This window comes from Microbacterium sp. ARD31 (assembly GCF_031844425.1).
Window position 1 is genome coordinate 598,381 of sequence record NZ_JAUZVE010000002.1, and the last position, 15,978, is coordinate 614,358.

General features: G+C 71.5%; 13 protein-coding genes. 5 read left to right on the forward strand and 8 right to left on the reverse strand.

The window, feature by feature from the left end; genetic code table 11:
- The first annotated feature begins 27 nt into the window (after positions 1-27).
- Together Q9S36_RS09580 and Q9S36_RS09585 are read left to right on the forward strand one after the other, a co-directional pair.
- Positions 28-1,563: a PucR family transcriptional regulator gene (locus Q9S36_RS09580; RefSeq protein WP_311284908.1), complete on the forward strand. Its 1,536-nt coding sequence runs from the start codon at positions 28-30 to the stop codon at positions 1,561-1,563.
- Between the two features lie 137 nt (positions 1,564-1,700).
- Complete coding sequence (locus Q9S36_RS09585; RefSeq protein WP_311284909.1) at positions 1,701-3,074, forward strand: FAD-dependent oxidoreductase; 1,374 nt, start codon at positions 1,701-1,703, stop codon at positions 3,072-3,074.
- 4 nt (positions 3,075-3,078) lie between these two features.
- On the opposite strand, the gene Q9S36_RS09590 is transcribed toward Q9S36_RS09585, so the two are convergent.
- Positions 3,079-4,557, reverse strand: coding sequence for a helix-turn-helix domain-containing protein (locus Q9S36_RS09590; RefSeq protein ID WP_311284910.1), 1,479 nt, complete (start codon positions 4,555-4,557; stop codon positions 3,079-3,081).
- Between the two features lie 223 nt (positions 4,558-4,780).
- Here Q9S36_RS09590 and aceB point away from each other — a divergent pair, with 223 nt between their 5' ends.
- On the forward strand, positions 4,781-6,421 hold the full coding sequence (gene aceB / locus Q9S36_RS09595) for a malate synthase A (protein ID WP_311285078.1): 1,641 nt from the start codon (positions 4,781-4,783) through the stop codon (positions 6,419-6,421).
- Between the two features lie 27 nt (positions 6,422-6,448).
- Positions 6,449-8,044, forward strand: coding sequence for an isocitrate lyase (locus tag Q9S36_RS09600; protein WP_311284911.1), 1,596 nt, complete (start codon positions 6,449-6,451; stop codon positions 8,042-8,044).
- Positions 8,045-8,180: 136 nt separating this feature from the next.
- Here Q9S36_RS09600 and Q9S36_RS09605 read toward each other — a convergent pair whose 3' ends face one another.
- The 4 genes from Q9S36_RS09605 to Q9S36_RS09620 are packed head-to-tail and all read right to left on the reverse strand — an operon-like array spanning position 8,181 to position 11,829.
- Positions 8,181-8,813: a response regulator transcription factor gene (locus Q9S36_RS09605; protein ID WP_251451157.1), complete on the reverse strand. Its 633-nt coding sequence runs from the start codon at positions 8,811-8,813 to the stop codon at positions 8,181-8,183.
- Entirely contained in the window at positions 8,810-10,015 is a 1,206-nt protein-coding gene (locus Q9S36_RS09610) for a sensor histidine kinase (RefSeq protein ID WP_311284912.1), read from the reverse strand. The genes Q9S36_RS09605 and Q9S36_RS09610 overlap by 4 nt, the downstream gene beginning before the upstream one ends.
- Before the next feature lie 45 nt (positions 10,016-10,060).
- A complete protein-coding gene (locus Q9S36_RS09615; RefSeq protein ID WP_311284913.1) occupies positions 10,061-10,915 on the reverse strand; it encodes an ABC transporter permease in 855 nt (284 codons plus the stop codon).
- Positions 10,912-11,829, reverse strand: coding sequence for an ABC transporter ATP-binding protein (locus tag Q9S36_RS09620; protein WP_311284914.1), 918 nt, complete (start codon positions 11,827-11,829; stop codon positions 10,912-10,914). The genes Q9S36_RS09615 and Q9S36_RS09620 overlap by 4 nt, the downstream gene beginning before the upstream one ends.
- 152 nt (positions 11,830-11,981) lie before the next feature.
- Between Q9S36_RS09620 and Q9S36_RS09625 the strand changes: the two genes are divergently transcribed.
- A complete protein-coding gene (locus Q9S36_RS09625; protein ID WP_251451164.1) occupies positions 11,982-13,181 on the forward strand; it encodes a pyridoxal phosphate-dependent aminotransferase in 1,200 nt (399 codons plus the stop codon).
- Positions 13,182-13,235: 54 nt separating this feature from the next.
- Here Q9S36_RS09625 and Q9S36_RS09630 read toward each other — a convergent pair whose 3' ends face one another.
- The 3 genes from Q9S36_RS09630 to Q9S36_RS09640 form a co-directional block, all read right to left on the reverse strand.
- Positions 13,236-13,856: a hypothetical protein gene (locus Q9S36_RS09630; RefSeq protein WP_311284916.1), complete on the reverse strand. Its 621-nt coding sequence runs from the start codon at positions 13,854-13,856 to the stop codon at positions 13,236-13,238.
- Positions 13,857-13,924: 68 nt separating this feature from the next.
- Positions 13,925-15,259 (reverse strand): HAMP domain-containing sensor histidine kinase, encoded by a 1,335-nt coding sequence (locus Q9S36_RS09635; protein WP_311284917.1) that lies wholly within the window; start codon positions 15,257-15,259, stop codon positions 13,925-13,927.
- Positions 15,252-15,929: a response regulator transcription factor gene (locus tag Q9S36_RS09640; protein WP_251451170.1), complete on the reverse strand. Its 678-nt coding sequence runs from the start codon at positions 15,927-15,929 to the stop codon at positions 15,252-15,254. The genes Q9S36_RS09635 and Q9S36_RS09640 overlap by 8 nt, the downstream gene beginning before the upstream one ends.
- Between the last annotated feature and the right edge of the window lie 49 nt (positions 15,930-15,978).

Here is a 15,978-nt window from a genome sequence, read left to right on the forward strand (position 1 = left end):
TGTACAGGCCGTACACCGAGGAGTGTCATGCCCGCCGATGCCGACGCCCCCACCCTGCGGTCGCTGCTGAACCGCCCCGACCTGCGCCTGAGGCTCGAAGGGGATGCCGCGGACGACGCCCTGGATCGCCCCGTGCGCTGGGTGCACAGCTCGGACCTCGCCGACCCCACCCCGTTCCTCTCGGACGGTCTGGTGCTGCTGACCACGGGCACGCAGTTCCACGAGGCCGGCGAGGATCCCGGGCCCTACCGCGCGTACGTCGAGCGCCTGTCACGGCGGGGCATCGCCGGTCTGGGCTTCGGCACCGAGGTCGTCCGCGACGGCATCCCCCCGGCTCTGTCGGCCGCGTGCCATGCCGAGGGGCTCGCCCTGTTCGAGGTTCCGTACCGTACGCCGTTCCTCGCGGTGGCGCGGGCCAACGCCGAGGCGATCGCCGCCCAGGCGTACGCGCGCCGCAGCTGGGCGCTCGCCGCCCAGCGCGCCATCTCGCTCGCGGCGCTCCGCCCGGACGGACTGGGGGCGACCCTCGGCGAGCTGGCGAAGCAGCTCGACGCGTGGGTCGGCATGTTCGACGCGACCGGCGAACTGTCCCGCGAGCATCCGACCGGCTCCCTCGATGCCGTCACGGCGGACGCCGTCCGCGCGGAGGTCCAGGCGGTCCTCCGCCGCGGCGCCCGCGCCGGATCGTCCTTCCACGTCGGCGAGCGCGCCTTCACGCTGCAGACGCTCGGCCGCGGAGGGCGCCTGCGCGGCGTGATCGCGATCGCCGCCGGCGAGCTCGACCAGGAAGGCCGCGCCGTGCTGACCGCGGTGATCGCGATGGCCGGCCTCGCGCTCGAACAGCAACAGGGGCTCTCGCGGGCGTGGGCGGACCTGCGGGCGGGGCTGGTGCAGTCGCTGCGGGGCGGCGACCCCGCCCTGGCGCGACGCGTCGCACGCGAGGTGTGGGGCCCCCTTCCGGCGCCGCCGGTCCAGGTCGCCCTCGCGAGCGCGGGCACACCGGCGCGGGCGAGCCGCCTCGAGGCGATGACCGAGCTCCTCGAGGGGCGTGCGCACGACGCCCGCGGGACGCTGTTCTTCGGCCGCTCCGACGACGGGCTCGTCATCGTCACCGCGGCCGGCGAGCGCGGCACGCTCGACGAGGTCGCCGCCCGCTTCGACGTCGCGATCGGGGTGTCGGAGCCGACCGGGTACGACGGCTTCGACACGGCGATGGACCAGGCCCGCGTGGCCCGCGACCGCGGGCGCGGCGGTGTCGCCGCGTTCGCCGAGGTCGCCGGCGGCGGCGTGCTGTCGGCGCTGTCGGACCAGGCCCGCGCCGTGGCGGCGGCCGAGGTCAGACCGCTCAGCGATCACGATGCGGCGGCGGGCACGCACCTCGTCGCGACACTGCGGACGTGGCTGGATCACGACTGCTCGCACGAGGCGTCGGCGCGCGCCCTCGGCATCCATCGTCACACCGTGCGCACGCGACTCGCGCTCGCCGAGCGCCTCCTCGGTCGCGACCTCGGCTCGTTCGCCACCCGCGCCGAGCTGTGGGCGGCGCTGCGCGTGCTGGGGTGACGGCGCACGTGGACTCCCGCCTCCCGGGTGGCTCGATCGTGCGGGACCGGCGGGATTCGGGACGGATCGACGGATGCCGCGACCGCCGCCCGCGGGCAGGATGAGCTCGTGACTGCTGAGTGGGCGGGGCGGACCCCGTGAGGAACGGCGACGTGTCGTGGTGGTGGCGGGACCTCGGCGGACGCCCGCCCGAGCGCCCCGGGCTCGAGGGCGATCGCGACGCGGACGTCGTCATCGTCGGGGCGGGCTACACCGGGCTGTGGACGGCGTACTACCTGTCGCAGCTGCAGCCGGACCTGCGCATCACCGTGCTGGAGCAGCGCTTCGCCGGGTTCGGCGCGTCGGGCCGCAACGGCGGCTGGCTGACGAACTCGGTCACCGGCGGGCGCGAGAAGCTCGCCGTGAGCCACGGCCGCACGGCGGCGATCGCGCAGCAGCGCGCCCTCGACCACACCGTCGACGAGGTGATCTCCGTCGCCTCGCGCGAAGGCATCGACGCCGACATCGTCAAGGGCGGCGAGTTCGAGATCGCCCGCACGCCGTCCCAGCTGGCGCGCCTTCGCGCCGCGGCCGCGAACGAGCGATCCTGGCCCGGCACCGACATCGAGGAACTGGACGGCCGGGCCGCGGCGTCCCGCATCGCCGTCGACGGGATCCTCGGCGGCATCTGGCACCCGCACTGCGCGCGCGTGCATCCGGCCAAGCTCGTCGCGGGTCTCACCGCCGTCGTCGAGCGCCGGGGCGTCACGATCCACGAGGGCACGCGGGTGACCGAGATCGCTCCGGGCCGCGCCGTGACCGAACACGGCACCGTGCGCGCGCGCCATGTCATCCGCGCGACCGAGGGCTTCACGGCCGACCTGCGGGGCGAGCACCGCACGTGGCTGCCGATGAACTCGTCCATGATCGTCACCGAACCGCTCCCCGCGTCGTTCTGGGACGCTGTGGGCTGGTCGGGCCGTGAGACCCTCGGCGACTTCGCGCACGTGTACATGTACGCCCAGCGCACCGCGGACGATCGCATCGCGTTCGGCGGTCGCGGCATCCCCTACCGCTACGCCTCTCGCGTCGACACCGACGGCGCGACGCAGGAGCGCACGATCGCGTCGCTGACCGCCCTTCTGCGGGACTTCTTCCCGGATGCCGCGACCACACCCGTCGCGCACGCCTGGTCGGGGGTGCTCGGCGTCCCGCGGGACTGGGCGGCCACGGTGGGCCACGATCGCGCCACCGGTCTGGGCTGGGCGGGCGGTTACGTCGGGACCGGGGTGACCGCGACCAACCTCGCAGGGCGGACCCTCGCCGACCTCGTTCTGGGCCGCGACACCGACCTGGTGCGCCTGCCGTGGGTGGGGCATCGGGCGCGCCGCTGGGAGCCCGAGCCGCTGCGCTGGCTCGCGGTGCAGGGCATCTACGCCGCGTATCGCACCGCCGATCGTCTGGAGGAGCTCGGCACGTCCGAGCGCACCGCGTGGCCGGCGTCGGTCGCCGACCTCGTCGCCGGCCGCTGACGGTTCAGCGCGGGGCGTGCGCCTCGAGGAACTCGTACACGTCCGTCGTGTCGACCCCGGGGAAGGCCCCGGTGGGCAGAGTGGCCAGCAGGGTCCGCGGCGTCCGCACGTTCGGCCACGCGTTCTGCCGCCACGCCGCCTCGAGGTCGGCCGGCGCCCGGCGGCAGCACACCTCGACCGAATGCTTCGACACCCCGCGATTCGAGGTGTCGCGCCCCAGGAACCACTTCGTGTCGTCGAAGCGCACGCCCACCGACACCGAGTGCGCCCCCTCGCTCGACAGCTCCACGCGCGCCGTGCACCAGTACGTGCCGTTGCCGGTGTCGGTGTACTGGTAGTACGGGTTGAAGTGGTCGTCGACGTCGAAGACCACGCGTGAGGTCCACTTGCGGCAGCACATCTGGCCCTCGATCGACCCGAGCCGGTCGGTGGGGAAGTTGACGTCGTCGTTCTCGTACGCCTTCGTGATGGTGCCGGACTCGTGCACCTTCAAGAAGTGCACGGGCAGCCCCAGATGCTCCGTGGCGAGGTTCGTGAACCGGTGCGCGGCGGTCTCGTACGACACCGAGTAGGCGTCCCGCAGGTCCTCGATCGAGATCGCACGGTCCTTCTTGGCGTCCTGCAGGAACGGCACGGCGTGCGACTCGGGGATCAGCAGCGCGCCGGTGAGGTAGTTCGTCTCGACCCGCTGGCGCAGGAACTCCGCGTACGAGGTCGGCTCGGCGTGCCCGAGGATGCGGCTCGACAGCGCCTGCAGCACGGCGGTGCGCGGATCGCCCTTCGAGGTCAGCCGGCTGGACAGATACAGCCGGCCGTTCTTGATGTCGGCGACGCTGCGGGTGGTCTGGGGCAGATCCGGCACGTAGTGCAGGGTGAAGCCGAGGTGTGCGGCGATGTCGGACGCCGTCCGCTGCGTCAGCGGTCCACCGGGGTGGTCGACGGCCTCCAGGATGCCGCGCGCCTGCGCTTCGAGCTCGGCGAAGTAGTTGCTCTGCGTGCGCATGAGGCGGCGAAGCGCCAGATTCGCCCGTCGGGCCTCTTCGGGCGTCGCCGCCCGCTCGTCGTTGAGGCGCCCGATCTCGCCCTGGAGGGCGAGCATCGCCTTGAGCGCCTCGGTGGGAACCGATTTGCCGATGCGGAACGGCTCGATCCCGAGCGCCTGGAAGGTCTGACCGCGCATGGCCCGCTCGAGCGCGATCTCGAGCGTCGCCCGCTCGTCGAGCGGCTCGGACTCCAGGAGCGCATCCAGCGAGGTGCCGAGCGCGCGCGCGATGGTCTGCAGGAGAGTGAGCTTCGGCTCGCGACGCCCGTTCTCGATCATCGACAGCTGACTCGGCACACGCCCGATGGCACCGGCCAGGTCATCGAGTGTCATGCCGCGCTCGGTGCGCAGCTGGCGGATACGGCGGCCGATGGTGAGGGAGTCCACGTCTCCATCGTCGGCCGCATCCGACCGCGCATCACGGGTGAACGGTGTCGTCATGAGGGGATTCTGTCACGAAACGTGAATTACGCCACAAGTTCACACCCGGATTCGTCGGGTTCACCCCTTGAACTTCACTCAGAGTGGGGGTACGCCCCACCCCGATCGGCCCAGAACGCAGATCACAGGACGCCGCGACCCGGCACACACCCCGGACCCCGGCATCCACTCACGTACTCGCTCACAGGAAGACAGGGATATGACACCTGCAACCGCCACCCCGATGCGCATTCGCACGGGGCCGATCCCCACCCAGACGCACGAACCCTCGATCGAGATCGCCGGGCCCATGGGGGCCCGCTACGACGAGATCCTCACGCCCGCAGCCCTCGCGTTCCTGACCGAGCTGCACCACCGCTTCGGCGCCCGGCGGCAGGACCGGCTCTCCGACCGTCTGCGTCGCCGGTTCGAGATCGGCAACGGTCACGACCCGCAGTTCCGCGACGACACGCGGCACATCCGCGAGGATGCGTCGTGGAAGGTCGCCGGGGCGGGCCCCGGTCTCGAGGATCGTCGCGTCGAGATCACGGGACCGACCGATCCGAAGATGACCATCAACGCCCTGAACTCCGGCGCGAAGGTGTGGCTCGCCGACCAGGAGGACGCCACCAGCCCGACGTGGGGCAACGTCATCGGGGGTCAGCTGAGCCTGCGCGACGCGATCCGCGGCGAGCTGTCGTTCACGAGTTCCGAGGGCAAGCGCTACGAGGTCACAGCCACCGAGACCCCGACGATCGTGATGCGCCCGCGCGGGTGGCACCTGCCCGAGCAGCACATCCGCTTCACCGACCGCTACGGCCGCAGCATGCCCGCGTCGGGCTCGCTGGTGGACTTCGGGCTGTACTTCTTCCACAACGCGCAGCGGCTGATCGAGAACGGGCGCGGACCGTACTTCTACATCGCCAAGCTCGAGTCCAGCGAGGAAGCGCGACTGTGGAACGACGTGTTCACCTTCAGCGAGCGGTACATCGGCATCCCGCACGGCACCGTCCGCGCGACGATCCTCATCGAGACGCTGCCGGCGGCGCTCGAGATGGAGGAGATCCTGTTCGAGCTGCGCGACCACGCCGCGGGTCTGAACGCGGGCCGCTGGGACTACATCTTCTCGATCATCAAGACGTACCGGGGGCGCGGGGCGCGGTTCGTCCTGCCCGACCGCAGCGAGGTCACGATGACAGTGCCGTTCATGCGGGCGTACACCGAGCTGCTCGTGCAGACGTGCCACAAGCGCGGCGCGTTCGCGATCGGCGGGATGAGCGCCTTCATCCCGAACCGGCGCGATCCCGAGGTGACCGCGCGCGCGTTCGAGAAGGTCGCCGCAGACAAGAAGCGCGAAGCCGGCGACGGCTTCGACGGCACCTGGGTGGCGCACCCCGACCTGATCCCGGTGGCGCGGGCCGAGTTCGATGCGGTGCTGGGCGAGCGGCCGAACCAGCTCGACCGTCAGCGGCCCGAGGTCGAGGTCTCGGCATCCGACCTGATCGACGTCCACATCGGACGGCCGATCACGGCGGCGGGCGTGCACGGCAACGTGTCGGTCGCGGTCCGCTACATCGAAGCGTGGCTGCGGGGCCTGGGCGCCGTGGCGATCGACAACCTCATGGAGGACGCCGCGACCGCCGAGATCAGCCGCGGTCAGGTGTGGCAGTGGATCCATCAGGACCAGTCCACCGAGGACGGCACGCCGATCACGCGGGACTACATCGAGGGCCTGATCGCGCAGGTGCTCGCCGAGGCGGACCGCCGTGACGGCGATCGCTTCGATGATGCGGCGGAGATCTTCCGCGAGGTCGCGCTCGGCCCGGACTTCCCGGCCTTCCTGACCCTGCCGGCCTACGCCCGGCATCTCGTCGAAACCGACTGACCCACCCAGACGTACAGAGGAACTGACATGACTGCATACCAGGACGACATCGACGGCATCCGAGCCCTCAAAGAGCAGCACGGCGCCGGGTGGGACGCCATCGATCCCGAGTCCGCCGCTCGCCTGCGGGCGCAGAACCGTTTCCGCACGGGACTCGAGATCGCCCAGTACACCGCCGACATCATGCGTCGCGACATGGCGGAGTACGACGCCGACTCGTCGGTCTACACCCAGTCGCTCGGCGTCTGGCACGGCTTCATCGGGCAGCAGAAGCTCATCTCGATCAAGAAGCACCTCAAGACCACGAACAAGCGCTACCTGTACCTGTCGGGCTGGATGATCGCCGCGCTCCGTTCGGAGTTCGGCCCGCTTCCCGACCAGTCGATGCACGAGAAGACCGCGGTACCGGCGCTGATCGAGGAGCTCTACACGTTCCTCCGCCAGGCCGATGCGCGCGAACTCGATCTGCTCTTCACGCAGCTGGACGCCGCGCGCGCGGCGGGCGACGACACCGCCGCCGAGTTCGTCCAGTCCCAGATCGACTCCTATGAGACCCATGTGGTGCCGATCATCGCCGACATCGACGCGGGCTTCGGCAACCCCGAGGCGACGTACCTGCTCGCCAAGAAGATGATCGAGGCGGGCGCCTGCGCGATCCAGATCGAGAACCAGGTGTCGGACGAGAAGCAGTGCGGCCACCAGGACGGGAAGGTCACCGTCCCGCACGAGGACTTCCTGGCCAAGATCAACGCGGTGCGGTACGCGTTCCTCGAGCTCGGCATCGACAACGGCATCATCGTGGCGCGCACCGACTCGCTCGGCGCCGGTCTCACCCAGAAGCTCGCCGTGACGAGGGAACCCGGCGATCTGGGCGACCGCTACAACTCCTTCCTCGACGCGGAGGAGGTCTCGGACGCCGACCTCGGCAACGGCGACGTCGTGATCAAGCGGGGCGACACGCTGCTGCGGCCGAAGCGGCTGGCGAGCAACCTCTACCAGTTCCGACCCGGCACGGGTGAGGATCGCGTGGTGCTCGATTGCATCACGTCGCTCCAGAACGGTGCCGACCTGCTGTGGATCGAGACCGAGAAGCCGCACATCGAGCAGATCGCCGGCATGGTCGACCGGATCCGCGAGGTGATCCCGGACGCGAAGCTCGTGTACAACAACAGCCCGTCGTTCAACTGGACGCTGAACTTCCGCCAGCAGGTGTACGACGCCCTCGCGGAGCAGGGCGCGGACGTCTCGGCGTACGACCGCGGCGACCTGATGAACGTCGCCTACGACGACACCGAGCTCGCCCGCCTGGCCGACGAGAGGATCCGCACCTTCCAGCGAGACGGCTCCGCGCGTGCCGGGATCTTCCACCACCTCATCACGCTGCCGACATACCACACGGCGGCGCTGTCGACCGATGACCTGGCGAAGGGCTACTTCGGGGACGAGGGCATGCTCGCCTACGTGACGGGTGTGCAGCGTCGCGAGATCCGCGAGGGGATCGCCACGGTCAAGCATCAGAACATGGCCGGCAGCGACATCGGCGACAACCACAAGGAGTACTTCGCCGGTGCCGCGGCCCTGAAGGCCGGCGGCCAGCAGAACACCATGAACCAGTTCTCCTGACACCCGCGCGGCCCGGCCCGGCCGACACTGACCGCGAGAGTACTTCTGGCGGACGAGAGGTGGGGGAAACCCCGGCCCCTCGTCCGCCAGTTGTACTTTCGCGGACAAGGGGTCAGGGTCAGGGTCAGGGTCAGGGTCAGGGCAGGATGCCGCGCTCCAGAGCGAGGGTGACCGCGCGCGTGCGGTCGGTGACCGCCAGCTTCTCGAAGACCTTGAGCAGGTGGGTCTTCACGGTGGACTCGCCGATGCCCAGCGCGACGGCGATCTGCTTGTTGCTGCGACCCGAGGCCACCAGCCGCAGCACGTCGAGCTCTCGCGGGGTCAGCGGGGACTCCGGCGCCGGGCGCCGCATCCGCTCGACGAGCCGCACCGCGACCTGCGGCGACAGCGCCGACTGCCCCGCGGCGACCGAGCGGATGCCGGCGACGATCTCGGCCTGCGGGGCGGCCTTCAGCAGGTAGCCCGCCGCCCCCGCCTCGATCGCGGCGAGGATCTGGTCGTCGGTCTCGTACGTGGTGAGGATCAGCACCCGCGGCGGCGGATCGCCGGCCTCTCCCCCGGCGATGCGCGCCGTGGCGGCCACGCCGTCGACCCCGGGCATCCGCAGGTCCATGAGCACGACGTCGGGACGCGTGGCCGCGGCCAGCCGCACCGCCTCGTCGCCGTTCGCGGCCTCGGCGACCACCTCGAGCCCGTCCTCGTCCGAGAGCAGCCCCGCCAGCCCCGCGCGCACCACGGGGTGGTCGTCGGCGATCAGCAGCCGGATCACGACGCGGCCTCCGCACCCCGGATGGCGGATGCCGCAACCGGCGCGGCCGGCAGTTCGATCACGACGCGGGCGCCGGCTCCCGGGGCGGTCGCCATCACGAGAGTGCCACCGGCCAGCGCGACGCGCTCGCGCATGCCGTCGAGACCGAATCCGGTGCGCGGTGCGGCCGGATCGAAGCCGGCCCCGTCGTCGGCGACCTCGAGCCGGAGCCCGCCGTCGGCCGCGCCGGTCACCTGCACCGCCACGCGCGAGGCGCCGGAGTGCTTGCGGACGTTGGCGAGGAGCTCCTGCACGCAGCGCAGCATCACCACCTGGCGCTCGCGATCGATCTCGGCCCCCGCCGTGTCGACGCGCAGGTCGATGTCGAGGCCGGTCTCGGCCCGGAACCGGTCGGAGAGGCGGCCGAGCGCGGCGTCGAGGGCCTGGTCGGAGGGCACCGCGGCCGTGCGGGCCACGAGTGCGCGCGCCTCGCCGAGCGCTTCGCGGGCGACCTGCTCGACCTCGCCGATCGCGTCGGCTGCGGCATCCGCTCGTCCCTCGCGCGATCGGCGCCCCGCGCGCTCGGCCAACAGGACGAGACCGGCGAGAGTCTGGGCGAGCGTGTCGTGGATGTCGCGGGCCAGGCGCTCGCGTTCCTCCGCCGCCCCGCGATCGCGGCTGAGCGCCTCGACCTGCGCCTGGGCGGCGGTGAGGTCGGCGAGCAGCCGCGCACGCTCCTCGCCGTACTCGGCGATGCTCGCTATCCACATGCCGAGCGCGATCGCGAACACAAGCGAGAACCCCGCCGTCGCCGCGCCCGAGGCCAGCCCGGAGGCGCCCGGGGCGCCGTTGATCGCGAACCCGGTGAACGTCGCGGCGGCGACGACGACCGAGCCCAGGATGCCGCGCCGCCGGGTGTCTCCGAGCACCCACACCAGCGGGTAGGCGAGAGTCTGCAGCATCGCCATGAACCCCGCCGCCGCGCATCCGACCGTGATCACCGCGAATGCCGCGACGAGGAAGGCGTGGGAGCGCCACGGCACGGGGCGCTCGATGCCGCCGCGGGCGATGAGGGCGTAGGCGAGGACGAACCCCGCGGTCGCGGCGAGCGCGACCGCCTGCCGTGCGGGTGAGGTGGGTCCGAAGCCGAAGACGGTTCCGACGGCGATCACGAGTGCCCCGGCGGCGACGGTGATGTCCCACCATCTCGGCTTCAGCAGCATCCGGCCCCCTCAGTCGTCCGCGGAGTCGTCCCGCCGCCAGTCAGGCTACGCGTCGCGGCGGTTCCAGCGGAACGTCAGCCGCCCGAGCACGAGCCCCACCACCAGCCAGATGCCGAGGGCGAGGGCGACGCCGGTGAGGTTCCACTCGCCGTTCTGCTCGAGCACGGCGTACTCCTCGGGCAGGAACACCGCGCGCATCCCCTGCGCCATCCACTTCACGGGGAAGATCCCTGCCACGTTCTGCAGCCACTCGGGCAGCTGGAAGAAGAAGAGGTACACGCCCGAGATGAACTGCAGGATGAGCACGAGGGGGATGACGACCGCCGAGGCGCTGCGAGAGGTGCGGGGCACGGTGGAGAGGGCGACGCCCAGCAGTGCCGAGGTCGTGATGCCGAGGACGAACACCCACGCGAACGTCCCCCACTTCTCGGGCTCGGACGGCAGCTCCACCCGCAGCACGAACGCCGCGAACGCGAGCAGCAGGGCCGCCTGCAGGACGCCTGTGACGAGGACCTGCACGATCTTGCCGATGAAGTAGCTGACCGGCGACACCGGCGTCGCCCCGAGCCGCTTGAGCATGCCCTCCGATCGCTCCACCGCGATGTCGAGGGCCATGTTCTGCAGTCCCGAGAGCAGCAGACCGGCGGCGAGCATCGACGGCAGGTACATCTGCCCGAGGCTCACGGCGGGCAGGCCCGGCGCCGGCTGGAAGTCGCCGTCCGAACCGAACGCGACGGTGAACAGTCCCAGCAGCAGGATGGGGAACAGGAAGGTGAAGACGACGCTGTCGCCGCTGCGGAAGTACTGCTTGAGCTCGAACCGCGCACGCCACAGACCCATGCGCAGGATGCCGCGACCGGCAGACGGGCGGGTCGTGACCCGGGGAGTGAGCACGCTCATGAGCGGGGAACCTTTCCGGTGGGGGCCGCGGCGGTCGTCGCGGCATCCGTCGATGCGTCGGGCGCGGGCTCGGCGTCGTAGCCGACCATCTCGAGGTAGACGTCTTCGAGCGAGGGCCGGACGATCTCGATGCCGGCCGGCTCGGCGCCCAGGCGGGCCACGAGGGCGGCGACGAAGCGGCCCGGCTCCGCGGTGCGCTCCTCGTGAGCCCGACCGCCCTCGTTCCACCGAACGAGCGGGATGCGGGCATCCGCGCCGCCGATGGTGTCGACCGGGCCGATCGCCTGCAGGCGCCCGCCGACGATGATGCCCACACGGTCGGCCAGCTGGGCGGCCTCTTCGAGGTAGTGGGTGGTGAGCAGGATGGTCGTGCCGCCGTCCGAGAGCCCCTGGATCATCGTCCAGAACTCCCGTCGGGCCTGCGGGTCGAAGCCCGTGGTCGGCTCGTCCAGGAAGAGCAGCTCGGGGCCGCCGATGATGCCCAGGGCCACGTCCACCCGTCGCTGCTGCCCACCGGAGAGCCTGTTGACCCGGGTGGTCGCCTGAGGGGTGAGGCCGACCGCCTCGATCACCTCGTCCACGTCGCGCGGCCGCGGGAAGAACCCCGCGAACTGCTGCACGTTCTCGCGCACGGTCAGTGCGCCCAGTTCGCCGGAGCTCTGCAGGACGACGCCGAGGCGCGCCCTCCACGACAGGGCGGCGTGGCCGGGATCGGCCCCGAGCACGCTGATCTCGCCCGCGGTGCGCCGCCGGAACCCCTCGAGGATCTCGACCGTCGTCGACTTGCCCGCCCCGTTCGGACCGAGGAGGGCGAAGGTCTCGCCGCGGGCGATGTCGAACGACACATCGTCGACGACGGCCCGGCCGCCGTACTCTTTGCGCAGGTTCCGCACCTGCACCACGTTGTCTGCCATGACTCCAGCCTCGCGCTGCGCACCGCACCGCGGCAGGGCCATTGGTCCGATGCCGCCTCCCCCATTCGGTGGATGCCGCACCCCCGCCCGCGGGCGGGTCGACGTCCACGGCGGGCCGACACCCGCCGGCGGTCGCGACTACGATTCGGTGTGTGACCGAACGCGCTCCCCTGTCCCGCAAGCTGTCCGCCATCGCCGAGTCCGCCACACTGAAGGTGGACGCCAAGGCCAAGGCCCTGCAGGCGGCGGGTCGTCCCGTGATCAGCTACGCCGCGGGCGAGCCCGACTTCCCCACGCCGCAGTTCATCGTGGACGCCGCCGCCGAGGCGCTGCACGATCCCGCGAACTACCGCTACACCCCCGCGGTGGGCCTTCCCGTGCTCCGCGAGGCGATCGCCGCGAAGACCCTCCGCGACTCGGGTCTCGAAGTCGATCCGTCGCAGGTCATCGTCACCAACGGCGGCAAGCAGGCGGTCTACCAGGCGTTCCAGGCGGTGGTGAACCCCGGCGACGAGGTCCTCCTGCCCGCCCCGTACTGGACGACGTACCCCGAGGCGATCGCGCTGGCGGACGGCACTCCCGTCGAGGTGTTCGCCGGCGCCGACCAGGAGTACAAGGTCACCGTCGAACAGCTCGAAGCCGCGCGCACCGAGCGCACCACCACGCTGGTCTTCGTGTCGCCGTCGAACCCGACCGGCTCGGTCTACACGCCCGAAGAGACCAAGGCGATCGGCGAGTGGGCACTCGAGCACGGCATCTGGATCATCACCGACGAGATCTATCAGAACCTCGTCTACGAGGGCGTGCGCGCGGTCTCGATCGTCGAAGCGGTGCCCGAGGCCGCGGCGCAGACGATCCTGGTCAACGGCGTCGCCAAGACCTACGCCATGACCGGCTGGCGCGTGGGCTGGATGGTCGGCCCCAAGGACGCGATCAAGGTGGCCGCGAACCTGCAGTCGCACCTGTCCAGCAACGTCAACAACATCGCCCAGCGGGCAGCCCTCGCCGCGCTGACGGGCCCGCAGACCGAAGCCGAGCAGATGCGCGTCGCCTTCGACCGACGCCGCAAGCTCATCGTGTCGGAACTGGCGAAGATCGACGGCGTCACGGTGCCGAACCCCCTCGGTGCGTTCTACGTCTACCCCGACGTCCAGGGGCTGCTCGGCCGCGAGTGGCGGGGCACCACGCCGACCACGACGCTCGAGCTGGCCGACCTCATCCTCGAAGCGGCCGAGGTCGCGGTCGTACCGGGTGAGGCCTTCGGCCCCAGCGGCTACCTGCGCCTGTCGTACGCTCTCGGCGACGACGCCCTGCTCGAAGGGGTGCGGCGCCTGCAGGAGCTCTTCTCCTGACAGACGCCGCTCGTCCGGCGGACCGGGCCGCCACGTGCGGCCCGGTCGTGCGGATCAGTCGGTGCGGACGACGGTGAAGTCCGCCGCGAGCTCGACGTCGACGTCGTCGCCGTTCGCCAGCTCGACCTCGACCTCGTATGCGTGGTCGTCGGCGTCGTCGTCCTCGCGCTCGACGCTCGTGACGGTTCCTTCGCCGACCTCTTCGAGCGCGGCAGCGGCGGCGGCCCTGTAGTCCTCGGAGTCGGCCGCGAGGTCGTCCGCGTCGCGGTCGTCGGCGTCGTCACTCGAGTCGTCGTCACTCGAGTCTCCCCCGCGGTCGTCGTTCTCGATCGAGACGACGTCGAAGGCGGCGTCGAGCTTGACCTCCGCATAGCTGCCCGCATCGAGGCGGATGTCGATCTCGTAGGCGTGCGAGGCGTCGTCGTCCGCATCCGCGTCGACGACGGTTCCCGAACCGGCGGCCTCGAGCGCGGCGGCGATCGCGCGATCCAGGTCCGCATCCGACACGGCGGGGTCGTTCGACGGGTCGTCGCTCGCGGGCGACGTCGGGGTGGCCGTCGGCGTCGCGGTCGCGGTGGGCGCGGTCGCCGGGGTCAGGGCCACCGCGGCCCCGCCTGCCAGAGCGACGGCGCCGGCGGCGGCGAGAGCGGTGATGGTGATGGTGCGCTTGTTCATGGTGTCCTCCTCGGGTACGACTCCACTGTGCCGATCCGATGCTGAAGCCAGCCTGAAGCGCCTCGAGATCAGAGCGGCAGGCGCAGTTCGGCGCGGGCGCCGCCCCAGGGCGACCCGGTGATGCGCGCCCAGCCGCCGTGTCGCAGCGCGATCTCGCGGACGATGGCAAGCCCCAGGCCGCTTCCCCCGGCATCCCGGGAGCGGGCGTCGTCCAGCCGGACGAAGCGGCCGAACACGCGCTCCCGCTCGGCTTCGGCGACCCCCGGTCCGTCGTCGTCGACGGTGATGACCGCCCACCCGTCCCGCTCGGAGCACGCCAGCGCGATCCGCCCCTGCGCATGGCGGGCGGCGTTGTCGACGAGGTTCCGGACCGCCTGGCGCAGCAGTCCCGGATCGACGCGGGCGCGCACGGGGGCGATCGCCGAGCCGTCCACCGACACAGCCGCGGGGCGCAGTCGCTGCGCCTCGGCCAGCAGGACGTCGTCGAGGTCGACCTCCTGCGGAGTGATCGTGAGCGCGCGTTCGTCGGCGCGGGCGAGCACCAGCATCCCCTGGACCAGGCGCTCCAATCGCGCGCCCTCGTCGAGGACGGTGTCGGTCAGTTCCCGGGGGGTGACGCGTTCGGGGTGGTCCCGCGCCACCTCGGCGAATTGCCGCAGCACGGCCAGCGGCGACTTCAGCTCGTGCGAGGCGTCCGAGATGAAGCGCCGCTGCGCCCGCTGCGCGTCGTCCAGCCGCGACAGCATCCCGTTCATGGTGGTGGCCAGGCCCGCGAGCTCGTCGCCGGTCCCGGGCTCGTCCACACGTCGCGACAGATCGGTCGCGCTCACGGCGTCCACCTGGCGCCTCATGCGCTCCACGGGCCGGAGCGCTCCGCCCACCGCGACCCAGGTGGTCACCCCGACGATTCCCGCGACGATCGGCACCGCCACCGCCAACAGCACCCCGACGGCGCCGAGGGTGGTGTCGACCTCCTCGGTCGAGCGGCCGGCCACGACGACCACGTCACCGTCGCGCTCGGCCGCCATCGCGTAGACGGTGCCGTCGTCGACGCGCATGAGGTCCGGCACGCTGCCGTCCGCCGCGGCGAGCGCACCGAGATCCTCGGCGACATCGCTGGCGCCCCGAACCGCGCCGCTCTCGTCGTCGATGACCTGCCACAGGCGGTCGTCGTCGACATCGGGGAGCGCGTCGACGTCGCCCTCGTCGAGCTGCTCGGCGAAGGCGGCGGCATCCTGGTTCGCGGCGGTGTCGAGCTGGCCGAGCAGCGACGCCCGCAGCACGAGCCAGAACCCGACCGCGCCGGCGATCAGCGCGATCGTCACCGCGGCCACCGCGACGACGGTGATGCGCAGGCGGATGCCGCCGCGTCGGCGGGCGGGTCGCTCCGCCGGCTCACTCATCTTCGGAGCCGATGCGGTAGCCCGCGCCGCGGATGGTGCGGATCGACGAGCGACCGAAGGGCCGGTCGACCTTGGCGCGCAGGTGTCCGATGTAGACCTCGACGATGTTCGGGTCGCCTTCGAACGAGAAGTCCCATACGCCGTCGAGGATGTCGGACTTCGACACGACCTCTCCGGCCCGGCGCATGAGGAAGTGCAGCACGGCGAACTCGCGGCTGGTCAGCTCGATCGGGGTGCGCCCTCGCGCCACCGTCCGCGCGGCGGGATCGAGGACGAGGTCGTCGACGGCAAGCTGCACGGGGCGCGGCGTCGACCCCCTGCGGGTGAGCGCCCGCAGCCGGGCGAGCAGCACCGCGAACGAGAACGGCTTGGTCAGGTAGTCGTCGGCTCCGGTGTCGAGACCCTCGATCTGGTCCCATTCGCCGTCCTTGGCGGTGAGCATCAGCACCGGCGTCCAGTTCTGCTCGTCGCGCAGCGTCCGGCACACCGCGTACCCGCTCAGGCGCGGCAGCATGAGGTCGAGCAGAATCGCCGCGTACGTGTTCTCGCGCGCGTACCAAAGACCCTCGACGCCGTCGTGGGCGACGTCGACGGCGAAGCCCTCAGCCTCGAGCCCGCGCTTCAAGCCCTCGGCGAGGCGCACTTCGTCGTCGACCACCAGCACGCGCATGGGTCCATCGTGGCCGACGAAACCTGTAGCGCGCCTGAAGCGCGGCTGA

Bases quoted from the DNA above. Each gene is read 5' to 3' on its own strand.
- Q9S36_RS09580 (WP_311284908.1), top strand. From the start codon at position 28: ATGCCCGCCGATGCCGACGCCCCCACCCTGCGGTCGCTGCTGAACCGC.
- Q9S36_RS09590 (WP_311284910.1), bottom strand. From the start codon at position 4,557: ATGACGACACCGTTCACCCGTGATGCGCGGTCGGATGCGGCCGACGAT.
- aceB (WP_311285078.1), top strand. From the start codon at position 4,781: ATGCGCATTCGCACGGGGCCGATCCCCACCCAGACGCACGAACCCTCG.
- Q9S36_RS09600 (WP_311284911.1), top strand. From the start codon at position 6,449: ATGACTGCATACCAGGACGACATCGACGGCATCCGAGCCCTCAAAGAG.
- Q9S36_RS09610 (WP_311284912.1), bottom strand. From the start codon at position 10,015: ATGCTGCTGAAGCCGAGATGGTGGGACATCACCGTCGCCGCCGGGGCA.
- Q9S36_RS09615 (WP_311284913.1), bottom strand. From the start codon at position 10,915: ATGAGCGTGCTCACTCCCCGGGTCACGACCCGCCCGTCTGCCGGTCGC.
- Q9S36_RS09620 (WP_311284914.1), bottom strand. From the start codon at position 11,829: ATGGCAGACAACGTGGTGCAGGTGCGGAACCTGCGCAAAGAGTACGGC.
- Q9S36_RS09630 (WP_311284916.1), bottom strand. From the start codon at position 13,856: ATGAACAAGCGCACCATCACCATCACCGCTCTCGCCGCCGCCGGCGCC.
- Q9S36_RS09635 (WP_311284917.1), bottom strand. From the start codon at position 15,259: ATGAGTGAGCCGGCGGAGCGACCCGCCCGCCGACGCGGCGGCATCCGC.
- Q9S36_RS09640 (WP_251451170.1), bottom strand. From the start codon at position 15,929: ATGCGCGTGCTGGTGGTCGACGACGAAGTGCGCCTCGCCGAGGGCTTG.